Consider the following 18,037-nt stretch of genomic DNA (forward strand, 5'->3'; position numbering starts at 1 on the left):
CAGAGCGGCACGTGGTTGTTACAGCTCTTCAAAAAGGGCATAATGAGAGTTATGAGTCCAAAAACTATTGGAGGCTTCTTACATGAGCTATAATGATCGTTTGATTCGAGCCAGCTTCAAGCAGCAAGTAGACCGTGTTCCTGTGTGGTACATGCGTCAGGCTGGGCGTTATGATCCTGAATATCGTAAAATTAAGGAAAAGTACTCTTTGCTCGAAATTTGCCGCAGGCCAGAGCTAGCAGCTGAAGTTACACTCATGCCGGTACGTAAACTCGGTGTGGATGCGGCTATTTTGTACTCCGATATTATGAATCCGGTTGCGTCTTTGGGCATTGATTTTGATATTGTAAAAAACATTGGTCCCGTTATTGATAACCCTATACGTTCGGCGGCAGATGTGGATCGTCTGCGTCCGATTGATGTCGAGGGGGACCTGTCGCATATTTTGGAAACCATTCGGATTCTGGACAAGGAATTGGATGTTCCCCTCATCACATTTGCGGGCGCACCGTTTACCATTGCCAGTTATCTGATCGAGGGTCGTCCTTCCAAGGGCTACATTCGGACCAAAACCATGATGTACAGCGAGCCTGAAGTATGGCATAAGCTCATGCAAAAACTAGGTGATATGGTAATTACATATGTCCGTGCACACATTGCTAATGGAGGCAAGGCTTTTCAGCTATTCGACAGCTGGGTTGGAGCCCTTTCTCCAAATGATTTCAAAACGTATGTGTTGCCGACGATTACCCGTATCTTTACCGAATTATCGGATTTGAATGTACCGAAAATCTATTTCCCTGGTGTGGCCTCCGGTGAACTGCTACCGACTCTGACGGATCTGCAAGCCAATGTAATCGGTCTGGACTGGAGAGTTTCCATCACAGAAGGCCGCAAGAGACTGGGTGGCAAATTTGCCGTACAAGGCAATCTGGATCCCTATGTGCTGACAGCACCGATGGATTTGATTAAGCAGCAGGCAAAAGTCATTATTGATGAAGGTATCAAGGAGCCAGGTTATATTTTTAATCTGGGACATGGCTTGTTCCCGGAAGCTTCTCTTGAGAAATTGAGAGAACTTACGGCATATATTCATGAATATTCTGCAGAAGTTTTGAAGACGGGGGTGACGGTTAGCAATGACTAATACCGTAGGTGTACTGGTGATGTCTTATGGCACACCTGAAAATATGGAAAGTATTGAAGCGTACTACACACATATTCGTAGAGGACGTCCGCCTGAGCCGGAACAACTGAAGGAACTGACGGATCGGTATGAGGCTATCGTTGGGGGCGTTTTCCCGCTTCGTGAAAATACCGATAATCAGGTTAAGGCCCTGCAGGAGACGCTGAGCCAGGATGAACGTACGAACGGAGTTGAGTTCCGTTGTTATCAAGGTCTGAAGCATGCTCATCCATTTATTGAAGATGGTGTGGAACAGATGGCGAAGGACGGAATTCAGACAGCAATCGGTGTTGTACTTGCTCCTCACTATTCCACAATGAGTGTGGGCAGCTACATCAAGCGAGCTCGTGAAAAAGCAGAGGAACTGGGAATTCAAATGACATTTGTTGAGAGTTACCACCTGCATCCTAAGCTGATCCAGGCTCTCTCTTCCCGTGTCAGTGACAAGCTGGATGAATTCGAAGAGGCTGGTGCGAAGCGTGGTGATGTACGAGTCTTGTTCAGTGCACACAGCTTGCCTGAGCGGATCGTAAGTCTGGGAGATCCTTATCCGCAGCAACTGCTTGAAACCTCCGAAGTCATTGCATCACGTGTTGGTATCAGCAATTGGCAATTTACATGGCAAAGCGCTGGACGTACCGCTGAGCCGTGGCTTGGTCCGGATATTTTGGACACACTGCAGGAACTGTCCCGCGAACAGGTTGAGGATGTGCTGGTTGCACCTATTGGATTCGTCTCTGATCATCTTGAAGTACTCTATGATCTGGATATTGAGGCCAAAGCGATTGCCAAGGAGATTGACATGCGCTTAATGCGGATCGATTCGCTCAACAGCGATCCTCTCTATATGGAAACGTTAAGCGACGTTATCATAAGCCAGTGGCAGCAAGGGTCGGATGTGTAATGGAAGACCGGAAACGTCGTGTTGTTGTCGTTGGTGGAGGCCTGACCGGCCTCAGCGCGGCATTTTATATTCGGAAGCATTACCGGGAAGCCGGGATTGAACCGCAAATTACACTGATTGAAAAAAGTTCGTCCATGGGTGGAATGATTGAGACGCTGCACCGGGATGGATTTGTCATTGAGAAAGGACCCGATTCATTCCTGGCCCGCAAAACGGCCATGATTGATCTTGCCAAGGAATTGGAAATGGATCATGAACTGGTAAGCCAGAATCCGGAATCCAAAAAAACGTATATTATGCAGCGGGGCAAGCTTCATCCCATGCCTGCTGGACTTGTGCTCGGAATACCAACAGAGTTGAAGCCGTTTCTGAGAAGTGGCCTGGTTTCTCCGGCTGGCAAGCTGCGGGCGTTGATGGATTTCTTTATTCCACCGCGCCGTAGCGCGGAAGATGAATCCCTCGGTTACATGATTGAACGGCGTCTCGGTCCGGAGGTGCTTGAAAACCTGACCGAGCCACTGCTTGCCGGTATTTATGCCGGGGATATGCGTCGTCTGAGTCTTCAGGCAACATTCCCGCAATTCGGTGAAGTGGAACGGGATTATGGTAGTCTGATCCGCGGCATGATGACAGGTCGTAAACCTGCGGAGACACATACGGGAACGAAGAAAAGCGCGTTCTTGAATTTTCGCCAAGGACTTCAGAGTCTTGTTCATGCCTTGGTTCACGATATGCAGGATGTGGACCAACGCCTGAATACGTCTGTTCTCTCATTGGATGTTCAGCAAGGTGGTCAAACGAGGTACAGTGTGCAGCTCAATAACGGGGAGCGTATTGAAGCGGATGACGTGATTGTTACAGTCCCGACGTATGTGGCATCCGAACTGCTCAAACCGCATGTGGACACCTCTGCGCTGGATGCAATTAATTACGTATCCGTAGCCAATGTGGTTCTTGCTTTTGAGAAAAAGGATATTGAACATGTATTTGATGGTTCAGGCTTCCTCGTTCCACGCAAGGAAGGGCGGAATATTACAGCCTGTACCTGGACATCGACCAAATGGCTGCACACCAGTCCGGATGACAAAGTGCTGCTGCGTTGTTATGTCGGCCGCTCGGGTGACGAGCAAAATGTTGAACTTCCCGATGATGCACTGACAGCTCTGGTGCTCAAGGATCTGCGGGAAACGATGGATGTAGAGGCCGTTCCGATCTTCTCGGAGATTACCCGCCTACGCAAATCGATGCCACAGTATCCCGTAGGCCACCTTCAGCATATTGCCGCACTGCGTGAGGAACTTGGCAGTAAGCTGCCGGGTGTCTACATTGCAGGTGCTGGTTATGAAGGCGTAGGTTTGCCGGACTGTATCAAACAGGCAAAAGAAATGTCGCTTCAGGCAGTTCAGAAGCTGGCTGTGCATTAATGCAATCACTATAAGGCTGCCTCTCCTGCGGAATGAATTCATTCTGTAGGAGAGGCAGCTTTTTTTCATGCAGGATATTTATTTACAAGTGAATTGAATGATGGAAATCCAGGATATGCCTGATATAATGATAAAGGATTGCTGTAGAAGAAGAGGAGCTGCCTATGTATCCCCCAAGATCAAATCGAAGTAATCAAAAGAAAAAAGAAAAACGTGCACGCAGACGTATTATCTGGATGATCAATCTGTTTCTGATTGCTGCAATCGGAGGGGTAGGCATATATTACGCAGCAGAGGTGCAGAAGCAGCAAGCGGAGCCGGCAACAAATGAAGCTGTAGTAAAAGAGCAACAACCTGAGGATCAGGAGGATGCCAAAGGTGGCGATGAGCTGAATTCGCCTGAAGCGGAGTCAGAGGCAGATTCGGATGCAGAACAAGATTCTATGGAAGTAACCAGTCCGGAGTCAGAAACTGCTGAAGATGAGAGCGTTTCATCCGGCGGTGAAACTACGGAGTCAGGCGGTAAGGAGTCTGATCAAGGGTCCGAAGAAGGGCAAAAAGGGACGGGAACAGCCAAACCATCAAATCCGAAGAGCAATGAAAGTTCCGGAGCCCAAACAACGGTTCCACAGCCTACAGGATCAGGGAAGAATGTAACCATTAATTTTGTTGGTGATATTCAGTTCTCTGGCAAGGTGGCCGAACTGCTGGAGAAGAATGGCTACGATTACCCTTATGCCAAGCTTGGCAGCCTGTTCAAGAATGATGATCTGACTGTAGGCAACCTGGAGACACCCGTCACTCTGGGCGGGTCAGCTGCTGAGAACAAAACATATGTTTACAAATCTTCGCCAAAAGCATTGGCAGCGATGGCTGCTGCGGGATTTGACGCAGTAAATCTGGCCAACAATCACATTTTGGACCAAGGTGTTGAAGGGCTCGTCGACACGCTAACCTATCTTCAGGAGTATGGTATTGCGCATACTGGGGCCGGGATGAACAGGAACGAGGCTTATGCGCCTGCCTATCTGGAACGGAAAGGCATCAAGATCGCACTGCTTGGCTTCAGCCGGGTTGTGCCGGAACCGACCTGGAAAGCGGAAGGGAATCGCGCCGGTGTTGCAGAAACCTATGATTCTACAGGGGCGGTAAACGCGATTCAAGAAGCTCGTCAGAAGGCGGATCTTGTAATCGTGGTAGCACATTGGGGAGAAGAGCGAGTCAGTACACCCAATGATGATCAGACCAGACTGGCACATGAATTTGTGGATGCTGGGGCTGATCTCGTCATTGGTGGGCATCCTCACGTGCTTCAAGGAGTAGAGTATTATAAGGGCAAGTGGATCGCATATAGCACAGGCAATTTTATTTTTTCGAAATCAACGACGGAAGAAACCTGGAAAACAGCTGTTTTTCAGGCAGAATGCAGCGCGGAAGCGAAGTGCAGCATGAAGGTCATTCCATATGAGGCAGGGCTTGGTCAAGCCATACCAATGTTAGGTGAGGCCAATAAGCTGTTATTGGAGCAGATGACTAAGCTCTCGCCAGGCATTCGGTTTGACACAAATGGAGTAGCTTCAACAAGCTGATACAAGAATGAATACATCTAAGGAGTGGGAATACATGAGTAACCTATGTGTAGCACACCGTGGATTTTCTTCCACAGCACCTGAGAATACGATGGCAGCTTTTCAGCTGGCCATGGAGCAGCCTTATGTAACTTGGATCGAACTGGATGTGCAATTGTCCCGGGACGGCGTGCCTGTAGTCATCCATGACTTTTCGTTCAACCGGACGACGAATGGAGAAGGGCTTGTACGGGAGACGAACTGGTCTGACATTCAGAAGCTGGATGCAGGGAGCTGGAAGTCCAAGGCATATGCGGGGGAACGCGTACCGGCTCTCAGCGAAGTGTTGGATAGCTGCAAGGGCAAAGTACGTCTGAATATTGAGCTGAAAACGCAAGGAGACATGTATCCGGGCTTGCCGGCAGCCGTTATTGAGGAAGTACGCAAAAGAAACATGCAGGCCGAAGTCGTTTTCACTTCCTTTGAACCTGCTGCGCTGGCTGAATCCAAAAAAATCGCACCTGAAATCACGACAGGTCTCATCATTGATGCTCGTCCGGGTGATCTATTAGCGAGACTTCGTCAGCTGCAATGTGGATTCCTATCGATCGGTTATACCAACGTGGATAAATCACTGATGCGAGAAATGAAAAACGATGGCATTCAGGTCATGGCCTGGACCGTAGATGATAAGATCATTATGAAACGCCTCGCTGCAATTGATCCTGAACTCATGCTGTGCACGAATCGTCCTGACGCTTGGGATCAGGCGTTGCAAAAGTCGAGCAACCGGGCGTAAAGGTTAGGGTCCATATTCGCTAATTAATCCAATAAAGGTGGTCGTATTTCGATGCTCTCAACGATTCGTAACGTATACTGTGTAGGACGCAATTATAAACTTCATGCGGAAGAGTTGGGTAACGCAGTTCCGGATGAACCGATGATCTTCATGAAGCCTTCGCATGCGGTTGTACCCATGAACGGAGAGGCAATTGAATTGCCTGCTTCCCGTGGGGAGGTTCACTATGAAGCTGAACTGGTCGTTCAAATCGGCGAGAATTATGAACCAGGGGTTGCTGTAGAGGATTTGATCGAATCGTACGCATTTGGCATCGATTTTACGCTGCGTGATGTACAGTCGGTCATCAAGAAGAAAGGCCACCCGTGGACTGCGGCCAAAGGATTCAAAAATTCCGCACCTGTAAGCGGTTTTCAGGCCTTTTCCGGTACGGAAGCTTTGCTTGAAAAAGACTTTACGCTGACCAAAAATGGTGTTGAAGTGCAGCGAGGCAACATACGCAACATGATTTTTGATCTTCAACACATTGTGGATTATGTAGGACATCACTATGGCCTTGGCGCAGGTGATATCATCTTCACCGGGACACCGGAGGGTGTGGGGCCAACCGTAGAGGGAGATGTGCTTGAGCTCGCCTGGGATGGTCAATCCGTTGGAAAATGTACCATTGCAGCTGCGAAATAATTTTTTGAGTTTCGTATGAATTATAATTATACAGTCATCCATTCAGGGGCGGGAAACCGCTCCTTTTTGACATGATCATAGAAGATGAATAAATACGCATCTGTACGCGTTAGGTCCACTCATAAGAGGTACGGGCGCTTTCCAGAACAATTTGTTCGATTTCCGCATGTTGTGCCTCATATTGCTCTTGGGTGATACTTCCGCTTGCCAGACGATCATCCAGCTGCTGCCTGAGTTGGTTGACCTGCAAAGCCACGACCTGACTGAAATCTCCATCATTCTCGTCGGCAATGGTTTTGAGTGATTTGCCTGCGTACAGATCCTGATACAGATCTTCCTCGGAGGAGTGGTTCAGTGCAGTCAGCAGCTCATTCTTGTTATCATCCTTGGTATTAATACTTACGATGGACCACTCCGTCAAGGGAATCGGAGAAATGGCTGATTTGCTCCAGGCGGTTCCTGCAAAAGACATGGTCACAATCATCGTACCCACAAACATTACACGTTTTATATTCATTCCTGTCATCCTCGCTTCTCTATTTAAGTACGAAGGGAATCGTAGCTTAATCTTGTTGTTTTGATCTGAGATTAGTTTAACCGGAGAAGCTGAAGTGAAACTTAAAATGGCATAAAAAATCCTAACAGACAAAAAAGAATAAATAACTTTTAATTCTTACTTGACAGGTTGGGTTAGTAGGTTATATGATGAACTCAATTATTTTAACACTCATTAAATGAACAGTGAAATAAATTTGAATACGGATGCGAGCTGATTGGACCACCAAAGGCTCCCGGGACTACTCCATATGGAATGTCTTCGGGAGCCTTTTTGCGTACTTGCTAACGTTTCGGCTGGATAGGAGGAAATGAGATGAACGAGAGAGATTGGGATGCGTTGGAGAAAACGGATTGGCTGTTTCGCAAGATGGTCAGACGATTCGTCAAGGAGCGGGATCGCATAACGGTGGAAGGCATTAGCCTGCCGGGTATGCTCATCCTGCACAAAATCATTCGTGAAGGAGAACAGCGGCTTGGCGACCTGGCCGATCAATTGGATTTCACTTCCGGTGCCATTACTGCACTGACTGATAAGCTGGAGAAAAAGGGATTAACGATCCGCAGACGCAAGGAAGACGATCGCCGTACCGTCCTGCTCGATATAACTGCCAAAGGTCGGGAGATGTATGCCCGCAATAGCAATATCGGTGCCCGATGTATCACGCTTCTGTTTGAAGGATTCACCACTGCGGAACTGGAACAGCAAAGCCAATTGTATGAGCGGGTGATCGCGAATCTGGAAGGATTCTCAGATACACTGCTGGAGCTTGCCGAGAGCAACACGAGAGATGAGACAGATCCGTCTGTGGACAACGACCTTGAACAGAAGCGAAAGGGGAATTCCGGAAAGAACAACTATCTCAGTTATTGATGCTTGAACTGTAGTGAATGAATCTAACAATCCAAGGGAGAGATGAGAACGATGGGACACTCAACAATTTATCCAACAGGAGCAACGCTGTATAATCCGGAAAAGGCTTGGGGTGGTTACACCGTGTACCAGGCAGGTGAAGAAGGCGTTGTATTAATTGATATGAACGGTAAGGAAGTTCACCTCTGGAAAGGACTGCTCGGATTTCCGGCCAAGATTTTCCCCGGAGGTTATGTGCTGGGAAGCACGGGCAGAAGAGATCCAAAGTTCGGTATTCAGGATAATGTGGACCTGGTTCAGGTGGACTGGGATGGCAACATCGTGTGGAAATACAATAGCTACGAACATATTGAAGATCCGGGATACGAACCATTGTGGTACGCCCGCCAGCACCATGATTATCAGCGTGAGGGCAATCCGGTAGGGTATTATGCTCCTGGCCTTGCTCCGAAAACACAGGGTGGCAAGACACTGATCCTGGCGCACAAAAACGTAAGCAATCCGCAAATTTCGGATAAACCTTTGCTTGATGATGCCATTATTGAAGTGGATTGGGAAGGCAATGTGTTGTGGGAATGGCTTCCGAACGAGCATTTTGAAGAATTGGGCTTTGACGAGGCAGCACGTAATGTATTGTATCGTGACCCGAATACGCGTTCATTTGGTCACCTTGGCGGGGGTGTAGGTGATTGGCTGCATATTAACTCGGCTTCCTATGTTGGGCCTAACCGGTTCTATGAAGCGGGAGACGAGCGCTTTAACCCGGAAAACATCATATGGGATGCCAGAGAAGCCAACATTATTGCCATTACGGACAGACAGAGCGGCAAGATTGTTTGGAAACTCGGCCCGGATTATTCCTCTCCTGAAGCGAAGCATATCGGCACCATTATCGGACAGCATCATGCGCATATCATTCCTCAAGGACTGCCGGGCGAGGGCAATCTGCTGGTGTTTGATAATGGAGGATGGGCAGGTTATGGTCTTCCGAATCCGGCTTCTCCATATGGCTTGAAACACGCGGTTCGTGATCATTCCCGCGTACTTGAGATTGACCCGTTGACACTGGAGATTGTGTGGCAATATACCTCTGCTGAAGCTGGATTTTCCGTTCCAACCGATTCTTATAAATTCTACAGCCCATATATAAGCTCAGCCCAGCGCTTGCCTAACGGTAACACCTTGATTACCGAAGGGTCCAATGGCCGATTGTTTGAAGTTACTGCAGAGCATGAGCTGGTGTGGGAGTATATTTCTCCGTACAAGGATGGGCGTAATACCAATATGGTTTACCGTTCGTACCGGGTTCCATATCAATGGGTTCCTCAACTCGAGAAGCCTGAAGAGGTGGCGATCGAAGCCATTGATGTATCGGTCTACAGAGTGCCGGGAGCAGCAGCCAAAGGCTCTGACTCGGTAGTCAATGTAGAGACAACACTGCCGTTTGTTGAAGGAGCTGCTTGCGTAGCAACATCCGATGAAGGAAAACAAGGCAGTTAACGGTAGCCGAGGATAAATTGATTGAACGGGGTGCATGTTGTGAAAAAAACAGCCATTTTAAAGGGAGCATTCTTATTGCTCCTTTCCATAACTTTTATCATCTCCGGATGTTCTTCAAACGGAACGGTGTCCGAAGCGAAGGGCGGCTCCGAAGGTAGTGCCGCCAAGGTAAAAATCCGCATAGCGGATACAAGCACCAACCCGACGTTCAGGGTAGCCATTGCCAAAGGGTTCTTTGAAAGCCAAGGCATTGATGCAGAGAGCATTACGTTTGGTTCTCCGGCTGAAGGCGTGAATGCACTGTTTATCAAACAGGTCGACATTGCCTACGGTGCTGACTTCCCGGTGTTGAACGCTCTGGCCAAAGGGGATTATTCGATCATCGCTTCTGCGGGTCAGACAACGGATGAAGCAGCAGCTGCATGGAAGCTGTATGCCAAGGATGAGATCCAGACGGGTGCAGACTTGAAGGGCAAGAGCGTAAGCTTTATTCGCGGAACATTCATTCCTTATCTGTGGGATGAGTACTTGAAGGATCAGGGGCTTGCGCTTGGTGATGTGAAGCAGATTGGGCAAGGGGCCTTCGATGAGTCCTATATTGCTTTGAAGCAAGGGGAACTGGATGCCACTTGGGTTATCGGATCTGCATTAACCGACAAGTTCGATACGCTCGAAGGCGTGCATCAGCTGACAGATATGTCCCAGACTCCGGTAAGGCTCGGCATGGGATTGGTTGCAAGCAATGAGTTCATTGAAGCGAATCCGGAAACGGTAAAGGGATTTCTTGTGGCGCTGGATCAAGCTTCAACATATGCCCAAGCTCATCCTGATGAGGTGGCGGATCTAATGTACAAGGAGACAAAGCAACCCAAGGAAGCAACATTGAAGGATCTTCCCATCAATCCGTGGGTCGTTGGCTTTACCCAGGAAGCTTATGATAGTTTGGCGGGACAGAAGCAATACATGGTGGATAACGGAATTATTGAGCAGGATTTTGATCTCAAAGGCAAGTTAAACCTTGAACTTCTGAAACAGGCATTGCCGGATAAAGTAACATATACCGAATAACCAAAACGTACTGGAGGTGTCCTTATGTCCTTACCCGCAGATCGTCACACGATTCATATTGAACAGCTTCGAAAGACCTACAACGCTCCAACCAATGGAGAAGTGCATTACATTATCAAGGATGTTGATCTGGTGATCAAGGGCGGCGAATTCTTCGTTCTGCTTGGTCCCAGCGGCTGCGGAAAATCAACGTTACTTAATATGATCGCGGGTTTTATCTCCAAGTCGGGCGGGCAGCTTAAAGTGAACAACAAGGAGATCGACAGACCCGGAAGGGATCGTGCAATGGTGTTCCAACAGGCGGATTCCTCACTCTTTCCGTGGCTTACCGTAAGGGAAAATGTTGAATTCGGGCTTCGGATGTCCAAGGTGCCCAAGTCTGAACGCCGTACGATTTCGGACCGTTACATTCAGCTCGTGGGATTGGGAGGACATGAAGGGAAATATCCGAAGGAGCTGTCTGGAGGCATGAAGCAGCGGGTCCAACTGGCGCGGGTGCTCGCCAATGACTCGGCGATTCTGCTCATGGATGAACCCTTCGGTGCGCTGGATGCCATGACTCGAAGAGTCATGCAGAAGGAACTGGTGAATATTTGGAGGGAAACTCATAAGACCGTTATTTTTGTCACCCATGACATCCAGGAGGCTCTATTGCTCGGTGAACGGATCGGAATTATGTCGGTGGGGCCTTCGTCGAACATAACGGATATTTACCATAACGTTCAGTCTTATCCGAGAAATATTGCTTCGGCTGAATTCAATAGCCTGTACGATCAGATTCAAAGCCATTTTGAAGAATAACTGAGGTGATCTGGACCATGAAATGGTTGGAGAAAAAGTGGGTGTCTGTACCGATATTGTGGGTTACAGTCATTCTGATATGGCAGCTTGGTGCATTGCTCTACGGGCCGGACGTGATTCCTGGTCCATGGGATACTGTGCAGGGTGCTCGCGAATTAATTGCGGACGGCACACTCATGCAGTATATCGGGATCAGCTTCACACGTGTACTGGCCGGTTGGGTGCTGGGAAGTGTCATTGCCATTCCGGTAGGGCTGCTTATCGGCAAGGTTCACATCATCCGTCTGTTTGCCGAGCCCTTTCTTAATTTTATTCGTTTTATCCCGCCGATTGCTTTCATTACATTGTTCCTGGTCTGGTTCGGCATTGGGGAACAGTCCAAGATTGCTTTGATCATGTATGCGACATTTTTTATTGTTGTACTAAATACACTGACGGGTGTCCTGTCCATTGAAGAGGATAAGATTCGTTCAGCCCGCAGTATGGGCGCGAATGAGTGGCAGATTTTACTGCATGTAGTTGTCCCAGCTACGACCCCATACATTTTCACAGGTATTCGATTGGCGATGGGAACTTCCTATATGGCCATTATCGGTGCAGAGATGATTGCTTCCAATGAAGGTGTAGGCTATCTGATCTGGAATTCACGGTTATTTTTCCGGACGGACTGGATTTTTGTTGGTCTCATCTCCTTGGGGTTCATGGGTTTTCTCACGGATCGTTTGTTCAACTGGTTTGGTCGCCGTGTATTGTATCGGTATGGCGTCATTGGCGGGGTCAAGCGAGGCTGACACTGTACAGAACGGACGACGCGATGACTTTTGTAAAAGGGCAGTTTCGATCCATTATATTTCCTCCAGCAGACCTGGTTCGCAGCTTTCTAAGCTGCCGGATCAGGTTTTTGTCTTGCTTGCAACGGGAGTTTCGGCATTGGGCTTAAACCGTGGTATAATTGAATTTCAAAAATAACATTAACGTCATGTGGACCATAGATGCTGCCACATGCAGGAGAGATTATGGACTGGATTATCGGCGCCGTATGCGCTTTTATTGTGGCGGGTGCAGCCTACGCGAAGAAGTCGCTAACCCTGTCCGGTTGCTTGGCGGCTGTGTTGATGGGAACGATCTATTACGGGGCAGGCAACCTGTTTTGGTTTGGCACACTGCTTTTGTTTTTCATAACTTCAACCCTGTTGTCCAAGTATCGTAAGGAACGTAAGCAGGAGCTGGAGAAATCGTATGCCAAGACAGGCAATCGGGATGCAGGGCAAGTGTTTGCCAACGGCGGAATGGGCATGCTTCTATGTTTGGGATACTGGATATTCCCACACCCGGCCTGGATCTATGCTTTCATTGGTGTAATGGCAACCGTAACATCCGATACCTGGGCTACCGAACTCGGAAGCCTGAGCCGCAAGCCGCCACGTTCCGTGGTGAGTTGGAAGGTGCTGACCCCGGGCGCTTCCGGTGGTGTGTCGTTACTTGGGACAACAGCGGCGGCAATAGGCGGAGCATTAATTGGAGCAGGGGCATTTATCTTTTCTTGGATCGCAGACTTTGAAACGCTCGGATTTCTAAGCTGGACGTGTGTTGGGCTTGTAGGTGGACTGGCTGGAGCATTTGCCGATTCCTACCTTGGAGCAACAGTCCAGTTGATGTATCACTGTACTGTATGCGGCCGAGAAGTTGAGGTCAGTGAACACTGTGGTCACAAGACCGTTCGCGCACGAGGCTGGACATGGATGAACAACGATCTGGTTAACGTGCTGAGTTCGGTGATCGGCGGATGTGTGGCTATCGGTTTGGGTATTATTTTGGCGCTGTAGGGAGGGAGTGCAAGTGAGCACTGTGCAGGGAGACAAGTCGGAGGCTATTTTGGATGCGGCTTATGGTATTTTTGGATCAAAAGGATTTTATGAGACGAAAATGTCCGATATTGCTGAAGAAGCTGGCATTGCAAAAGGCACCATTTATTTATATTTCAAGAGCAAGGAACAACTATTCGTCGCAGTTTCCAAGCGGGACTGTAACAGTTTTATCAGCAGGCTCGATTACGCCTTGAAATCTCAGAAGAATACAGGTGAGAAGCTTGGCGCAATTGCCAAGACACACCTGACTTATTATTACGAGCGGCGCAATCATACAAAGCTGTTTTTTATGGCACCTAATAACGATCCGGATCTAATGAAATTCATGAAGGCCTTTATGAATGAGTATATGAGCATGGTGTGTGAGGTGCTGAAAAGTGCAAGTGTACCTGAGCCTGTGCTTTTGGCAGAAGCTTATATCGGGATTTTGGATCGATTGAAGATGGATATTATGCTGAATCCGGAGTTCAATGAGGAAGATCTGAATAAACGGATTGCTTTTGCAGCGGCACTATTTCTGGACGGTTGTCGTTCTTTTTTACAAGTATAAGTATCATCATGAGCATGGAATCAAGAGACTCTTGAATCTCAATTTACAGAGAAGTGGGTAACGAGCAATGAACATAATGACGGTAGAGCAAATTTCAAAAAGCTATGGCGAAAAAATATTGTTCAAGGACGCCTCGTTTGGCATGGGCGATCAGGATAAGATCGGCGTCGTTGGCGTAAACGGAACGGGAAAGTCCACGTTTCTGCGTGTAATTGCAGGCATGGAACCGGCTGATGAGGGACAGATTGCTATCGGAAATGATGTCCGTATTCAGTTTTTGGCACAGAATCCTGAATTTAACCCTGACAATACCGTACTGCAGCAAGTATTTGAGGGCGATAGCCCAGAGATGAGAACAGTGCGTGAATACACGGAGACGATGGAACTGCTCGAATTGAATCCATCCGATCCTGCCTTGCAAGAGCGGTTGTTGCGTCTGAATCAACAGATGGAGCAGCTTCAGACCTGGCAGATGGAAAGTGAAGCCAAAAGCATTCTGTCCAAACTGGGTATTCGTCAATTTGACGCACTAATGGGAAACTTGTCCGGAGGACAACGCAAGAGGGTGGCTCTAGCGTCTGCGCTAATTCACCCCTGTGAGCTTCTTATTCTGGATGAGCCGACGAACCATATCGATAATGATTCTGTTGTTTGGCTGGAGCAATATCTGCAAAAACGTCGCGGTGCACTCCTCATGATTACGCATGATCGCTACTTCCTGGATCGTGTGGCGAATGTGATGCTGGAGCTGGACCATGGACGTTTGTTCCGTTATGAAGCAAACTACACCCGCTTCCTTGAGCTCAAGGCTGAGCGGGAAGAGCGCGAATCAGCCTCGGAGCAAAAACGGCAAAACCTGCTGCGTACAGAGCTTGCCTGGATCCGTCGCGGGGCCAAGGCGCGGACTACGAAACAAAAAGCAAGAATTGACCGTTTCGAACAGTTAAAGGATCAACAGGGGCCGAATCGTTCTGGCTCTTTGGAGGTTTCGGTAGGCTCTACTCGTTTGGGCAAGAAGATTCTTGAGATTGAGCACTTATCCAAATCTGCAGGTGGACGGAAATTAATTGAGGACCTGAACTATATCGCTGTGCCTGGTGACCGGGTAGGTATTGTGGGTCCGAATGGCAGTGGTAAATCGACTCTGCTGCAGCTGATCTCAGGTAAACTGGAACCGGATGCTGGAGAAGTCGTTCTCGGTCCAACCGTTAATCTGGGCTATTTTACGCAAGAGCATCAGGAGATGAATGAATCTCTGCGTGTTATTGAATATATCAAGGAAGTGGCCGAGAATGTGCGGACGGCAGATGGATCCCTGATCACGGCAGCCCAGATGCTGGAACGGTTTCTCTTTACTCCTGCGTCGCAGTGGACGCCAATATCCCGTCTGTCAGGTGGGGAGAAACGTCGTCTATATCTGCTGCGTATATTGATGGCTGCGCCCAATGTATTGCTGCTGGATGAGCCCACGAATGATCTGGATATTCAGACGCTGGCGGTACTCGAAGATTACCTGGATGACTTCCCTGGTGTTGTTTTCGTTGTCTCCCATGATCGCTATTTCCTGGACCGTACAGTGGATAAAGTGCTAGCCTTCGAGGGCAACGGAGCTATCCGGGTACATGTTGGCGACTACAGTGAGTATGCCGAATGGATGCTGAAGAATGCACCGGGAGTTTCTCAGGTGAGTGATACTGGGTCAGCAGCGAAAAAAGCAAAAACAGATGAGGTTAAGCCTGCTGCATCTACGGCCAAGCCGAAGCTGAAGTTTAGCTTCAAGGAACAACGGGAGTATGATCAGATCGACGAGAATATTGAGAAAGCCGAGGCTAACCTTGCGCGGATCAACACGGCGATGGAGGAATCCTTCAGTGATTCAGCCCGTTTGCAGGAACTCATGGCAGAGCAGGCTGAAGCAGAGCGTCATCTGGAAGAACTGATGGAACGTTGGACGTTCCTGAATGAGCTTGCAGAGCAGATTGAGAAAAGCAAATCCTAATCTAAAAGTACAAATCGTCATCCTTTAAAATAGGGCTTAACGCCTTGTTTTGAAGGGTGGCGATTTTTTTATATGAAACGTTAGCCATATCCATTACGTTGTAAGTATTAAGGAAATCATTCCAGTGAAAGGAGAGAACACCACATTTATGTATAAAGAATTGAATGAACAACTGGCTGTGCTCAAGGAAAAGGGGAGAATTTACGAGAAATGGAACAATCGCCTGGAGAAGTTGAACCAGGAAGAAGCTGAGTGGAAGGCGAAAGTACAGCGGCGCCTGGAGCATCTCCGGAAGGAGCAGAAAGATGTGGACCGGCTGAATGGCATGACCTTATCTGCATTTTTCTATAACTTGATTGGTAAAAAGCAGGAGAAGCTGGAGAAGGAAGAACTCGAATTAATGGAGAGTAAGGCTGAGTATGATACCGCATGCCAAATGTTACAAGACATTCACGAGCAGAGGAAAGAAGTGCAGCGCGAACTGGATGAGCAGAGTAAATATCGATTCTGGGAAAATGATTACAAGGTGCTGTGGGGTAAAAAGGAAAATCAACTGCTGGCGAATCACGATGAACTTAGGCAATTGGCAGAGGATCTGGAACATTTACGCGGAGAAATGAAGGAACTTAAGGAGGCAGACCGCGAAGGGGAACGACTGCTAAGTGCACTAGGCCGTGCGGGGGATGCGCTCAAGTCTGCAGGGAATTGGGGAATATACGATATGGTGGGCGGAGGTATGATATCCACTCATATCAAACGCGGTCGTATGGATGACGCTCAATCTGCCTTAACGGAAGCGGGAAGACATTTGAAGCGATTCCAGAAGGAGCTTGAAGATGTGAAAATGGCGGTACACGCTGACCTGGAGCTTGGAGGATTATTATCCTTTGCAGACTACTTCTTCGATAATCTCTTCGTGGACTGGATGGTGCAGGACAAAATCCGAAAAGCCGAATCGCAGGTGGAAGAGGGCCGTCTTACCGTCCGTCGTACATTGCATGTGTTAAAAAATGAAATTCGTGATCATGAGAGGCAATTAACACAAATCGAGCAGCAATATCGTCAGTATGTGGAGCAGGCTGATTAAGGTGGATGTCCAGTTAGGAGAACATGATAGGGTAAAAAAAGATGCCAGACAGCGATGTGAGCTGTTGCTGGCATCTTCCTATACTCCTGAAGTATACAGAGGGTGATTACTTGGTTGTGATGTATGAAGCGAGCAGTCTGGCTGTATTCACAACGGCATCCTTGTGCGTACGCTCCATCGAATGGGAAGCATGTACACCAGGACCAATCAGAGCAGCACGAATGTTGTTTCCACCTCGCAAGGCAGCACTGCCATCTGATCCGTATTGTGGATAAATATCAACGACATAATCGAGATTGGCTTGCTTGGCAAGTTCAATCAGGCGACTCGTCATGTCATAATCATATGGACCTGAAGAATCTTTGGCGCAGATGGATACATCCGTTTCTTTACAGCTGAGATCGTCCCCCATTGCCCCCATATCTACGGCGATCAATTCACTGATCTCGGACGGGATATACGAGGCGCCATGTCCAACTTCTTCGTAATTCGAAATAAGCAGAGAGACGTTATGTAGAGGCTTCCAGCCTTCCCGATGAGCAGATTCCAGAATGCCGAAAAGGGCAGCCACGCTAGCTTTGTCATCCAGATGACGTGACTTGATATATCCGCTTGGCGTAATAACCGCACGTGCATCGAATGAAATAAAGTCACCGACGCCGATACCGAGTTCAAGAACATCTTCCTTGGATGAAACCACTTCATCAATACGAACTTCCATATGGCTTTCCTTACGCTCAAAGGTGCGGGCATCAGGGTAGACATGAACCGAAGGGTGCAGGGAGAGAATCGTACCGGTATATGTTTTGCCATCACGTGTGTGGATCGTGCAATACTCATTTTCGATACTGTGCATGGTGAATCCACCCACAGAGGTTAGCTTGAGTGTACCGTAAGAAGTGATGGATCGTACCATCGCGCCTAGCGTATCCACATGTGCACTGAGTCCAATGGTCTTGGAGGCATCCTGCCCAGGCAAAGTGAGTACCGCTCCGCCTTTGTTATTTAATTCAAACGAAATATTCAATGATTGGGCTTCTTCCCGGATCATTTCGATAATGTGGTGTGTGTAGCCACTTGGGCTCGGCGTATCCAGCAGCCTTTTCAGAAGATCCAGGACGTAGGATTCATTAATTGTAAAATTCATATAGAGTTCCTCCTCATAATCAG

General features: G+C 48.2%; 17 protein-coding genes. 15 read left to right on the forward strand and 2 right to left on the reverse strand.

Annotated elements, in window-relative coordinates; genetic code table 11:
* The first annotated feature begins 82 nt into the window (after positions 1–82).
* The 6 genes from hemE (at position 83) to F4V51_RS09900 (ending at position 6,565) form a co-directional block, all read left to right on the forward strand.
* On the forward strand, positions 83–1,147 hold the full coding sequence (gene hemE, locus F4V51_RS09875; protein WP_153977833.1) for a uroporphyrinogen decarboxylase: 1,065 nt from the start codon (positions 83–85) through the stop codon (positions 1,145–1,147).
* Positions 1,140–2,090, forward strand: a complete 951-nt coding sequence (gene hemH / locus F4V51_RS09880; RefSeq protein ID WP_153977834.1) for a ferrochelatase — start codon at positions 1,140–1,142, stop codon at positions 2,088–2,090. Before hemE ends, hemH begins: the two co-directional genes overlap by 8 nt.
* Positions 2,090–3,514: a protoporphyrinogen oxidase gene (gene hemY, locus F4V51_RS09885; protein ID WP_153977835.1), complete on the forward strand. Its 1,425-nt coding sequence runs from the start codon at positions 2,090–2,092 to the stop codon at positions 3,512–3,514. Before hemH ends, hemY begins: the two co-directional genes overlap by 1 nt.
* 164 nt (positions 3,515–3,678) lie before the next feature.
* Entirely contained in the window at positions 3,679–5,103 is a 1,425-nt protein-coding gene (locus tag F4V51_RS09890; RefSeq protein ID WP_153977836.1) for a CapA family protein, read from the forward strand.
* A gap of 34 nt (positions 5,104–5,137) precedes the next feature.
* Positions 5,138–5,881, forward strand: coding sequence for a glycerophosphodiester phosphodiesterase (locus tag F4V51_RS09895; RefSeq protein ID WP_153977837.1), 744 nt, complete (start codon positions 5,138–5,140; stop codon positions 5,879–5,881).
* Positions 5,882–5,932: 51 nt separating this feature from the next.
* Positions 5,933–6,565, forward strand: a complete 633-nt coding sequence (locus tag F4V51_RS09900) for a fumarylacetoacetate hydrolase family protein (protein WP_153977838.1) — start codon at positions 5,933–5,935, stop codon at positions 6,563–6,565.
* Between the two features lie 109 nt (positions 6,566–6,674).
* Here F4V51_RS09900 and F4V51_RS09905 read toward each other — a convergent pair whose 3' ends face one another.
* Complete coding sequence (locus F4V51_RS09905) at positions 6,675–7,082, reverse strand: SHOCT domain-containing protein (protein WP_153977839.1); 408 nt, start codon at positions 7,080–7,082, stop codon at positions 6,675–6,677.
* 354 nt (positions 7,083–7,436) lie between these two features.
* Between F4V51_RS09905 and F4V51_RS09910 the strand changes: the two genes are divergently transcribed.
* The 9 genes from F4V51_RS09910 to F4V51_RS09950 all read left to right on the forward strand — a co-directional run bounded on the left by F4V51_RS09910 (position 7,437) and on the right by F4V51_RS09950 (position 16,867).
* Positions 7,437–7,994 carry a MarR family winged helix-turn-helix transcriptional regulator gene (locus F4V51_RS09910; RefSeq protein WP_153977840.1) on the forward strand — a complete coding sequence of 186 codons (558 nt, stop codon included), beginning with the start codon at positions 7,437–7,439 and terminating at the stop codon, positions 7,992–7,994.
* Between the two features lie 51 nt (positions 7,995–8,045).
* Entirely contained in the window at positions 8,046–9,494 is a 1,449-nt protein-coding gene (locus F4V51_RS09915) for an aryl-sulfate sulfotransferase (RefSeq protein WP_153977841.1), read from the forward strand.
* A 39-nt stretch (positions 9,495–9,533) separates the two neighbouring features.
* Positions 9,534–10,562 carry an ABC transporter substrate-binding protein gene (locus tag F4V51_RS09920; RefSeq protein WP_153977842.1) on the forward strand — a complete coding sequence of 343 codons (1,029 nt, stop codon included), beginning with the start codon at positions 9,534–9,536 and terminating at the stop codon, positions 10,560–10,562.
* A gap of 24 nt (positions 10,563–10,586) precedes the next feature.
* Entirely contained in the window at positions 10,587–11,363 is a 777-nt protein-coding gene (locus tag F4V51_RS09925; protein ID WP_153977843.1) for an ABC transporter ATP-binding protein, read from the forward strand.
* A gap of 17 nt (positions 11,364–11,380) precedes the next feature.
* Complete coding sequence (locus F4V51_RS09930) at positions 11,381–12,154, forward strand: ABC transporter permease (protein ID WP_095288032.1); 774 nt, start codon at positions 11,381–11,383, stop codon at positions 12,152–12,154.
* 225 nt (positions 12,155–12,379) lie between these two features.
* Positions 12,380–13,189: a DUF92 domain-containing protein gene (locus tag F4V51_RS09935; protein ID WP_153980636.1), complete on the forward strand. Its 810-nt coding sequence runs from the start codon at positions 12,380–12,382 to the stop codon at positions 13,187–13,189.
* Between the two features lie 13 nt (positions 13,190–13,202).
* Positions 13,203–13,781: a TetR/AcrR family transcriptional regulator gene (locus F4V51_RS09940; RefSeq protein ID WP_153977844.1), complete on the forward strand. Its 579-nt coding sequence runs from the start codon at positions 13,203–13,205 to the stop codon at positions 13,779–13,781.
* A 67-nt stretch (positions 13,782–13,848) separates the two neighbouring features.
* Complete coding sequence (locus F4V51_RS09945; protein WP_153977845.1) at positions 13,849–15,780, forward strand: ABC-F family ATP-binding cassette domain-containing protein; 1,932 nt, start codon at positions 13,849–13,851, stop codon at positions 15,778–15,780.
* A gap of 148 nt (positions 15,781–15,928) precedes the next feature.
* On the forward strand, positions 15,929–16,867 hold the full coding sequence (locus F4V51_RS09950) for a hypothetical protein (RefSeq protein WP_153977846.1): 939 nt from the start codon (positions 15,929–15,931) through the stop codon (positions 16,865–16,867).
* Positions 16,868–16,973: 106 nt separating this feature from the next.
* On the opposite strand, the gene F4V51_RS09955 is transcribed toward F4V51_RS09950, so the two are convergent.
* Positions 16,974–18,014 (reverse strand): M42 family metallopeptidase, encoded by a 1,041-nt coding sequence (locus F4V51_RS09955; RefSeq protein WP_153977847.1) that lies wholly within the window; start codon positions 18,012–18,014, stop codon positions 16,974–16,976.
* Positions 18,015–18,037 lie beyond the last annotated feature (23 nt).

It is taken from the genome of Paenibacillus xylanilyticus (genome assembly GCF_009664365.1).
Taxonomy (GTDB): domain Bacteria; phylum Bacillota; class Bacilli; order Paenibacillales; family Paenibacillaceae; genus Paenibacillus; species Paenibacillus xylanilyticus_A.

What these genes read in the sequence shown, in the direction of transcription:
- F4V51_RS09895 (WP_153977837.1), top strand. Translation starts at nt 5,138, where the DNA reads ATGAGTAACCTATGTGTAGCACACCGTGGATTTTCTTCCACAGCACCT.
- F4V51_RS09925 (WP_153977843.1), top strand. Translation starts at nt 10,587, where the DNA reads ATGTCCTTACCCGCAGATCGTCACACGATTCATATTGAACAGCTTCGA.
- F4V51_RS09905 (WP_153977839.1), bottom strand. Translation starts at nt 7,082, where the DNA reads ATGAATATAAAACGTGTAATGTTTGTGGGTACGATGATTGTGACCATG.
- F4V51_RS09900 (WP_153977838.1), top strand. Translation starts at nt 5,933, where the DNA reads ATGCTCTCAACGATTCGTAACGTATACTGTGTAGGACGCAATTATAAA.
- F4V51_RS09890 (WP_153977836.1), top strand. Translation starts at nt 3,679, where the DNA reads ATGTATCCCCCAAGATCAAATCGAAGTAATCAAAAGAAAAAAGAAAAA.
- F4V51_RS09910 (WP_153977840.1), top strand. Translation starts at nt 7,437, where the DNA reads ATGAACGAGAGAGATTGGGATGCGTTGGAGAAAACGGATTGGCTGTTT.
- F4V51_RS09945 (WP_153977845.1), top strand. Translation starts at nt 13,849, where the DNA reads ATGAACATAATGACGGTAGAGCAAATTTCAAAAAGCTATGGCGAAAAA.
- F4V51_RS09915 (WP_153977841.1), top strand. Translation starts at nt 8,046, where the DNA reads ATGGGACACTCAACAATTTATCCAACAGGAGCAACGCTGTATAATCCG.
- hemH (WP_153977834.1), top strand. Translation starts at nt 1,140, where the DNA reads ATGACTAATACCGTAGGTGTACTGGTGATGTCTTATGGCACACCTGAA.
- F4V51_RS09955 (WP_153977847.1), bottom strand. Translation starts at nt 18,014, where the DNA reads ATGAATTTTACAATTAATGAATCCTACGTCCTGGATCTTCTGAAAAGG.
- hemE (WP_153977833.1), top strand. Translation starts at nt 83, where the DNA reads ATGAGCTATAATGATCGTTTGATTCGAGCCAGCTTCAAGCAGCAAGTA.
- hemY (WP_153977835.1), top strand. Translation starts at nt 2,090, where the DNA reads ATGGAAGACCGGAAACGTCGTGTTGTTGTCGTTGGTGGAGGCCTGACC.
- F4V51_RS09930 (WP_095288032.1), top strand. Translation starts at nt 11,381, where the DNA reads ATGAAATGGTTGGAGAAAAAGTGGGTGTCTGTACCGATATTGTGGGTT.
- F4V51_RS09950 (WP_153977846.1), top strand. Translation starts at nt 15,929, where the DNA reads ATGTATAAAGAATTGAATGAACAACTGGCTGTGCTCAAGGAAAAGGGG.
- F4V51_RS09935 (WP_153980636.1), top strand. Translation starts at nt 12,380, where the DNA reads ATGGACTGGATTATCGGCGCCGTATGCGCTTTTATTGTGGCGGGTGCA.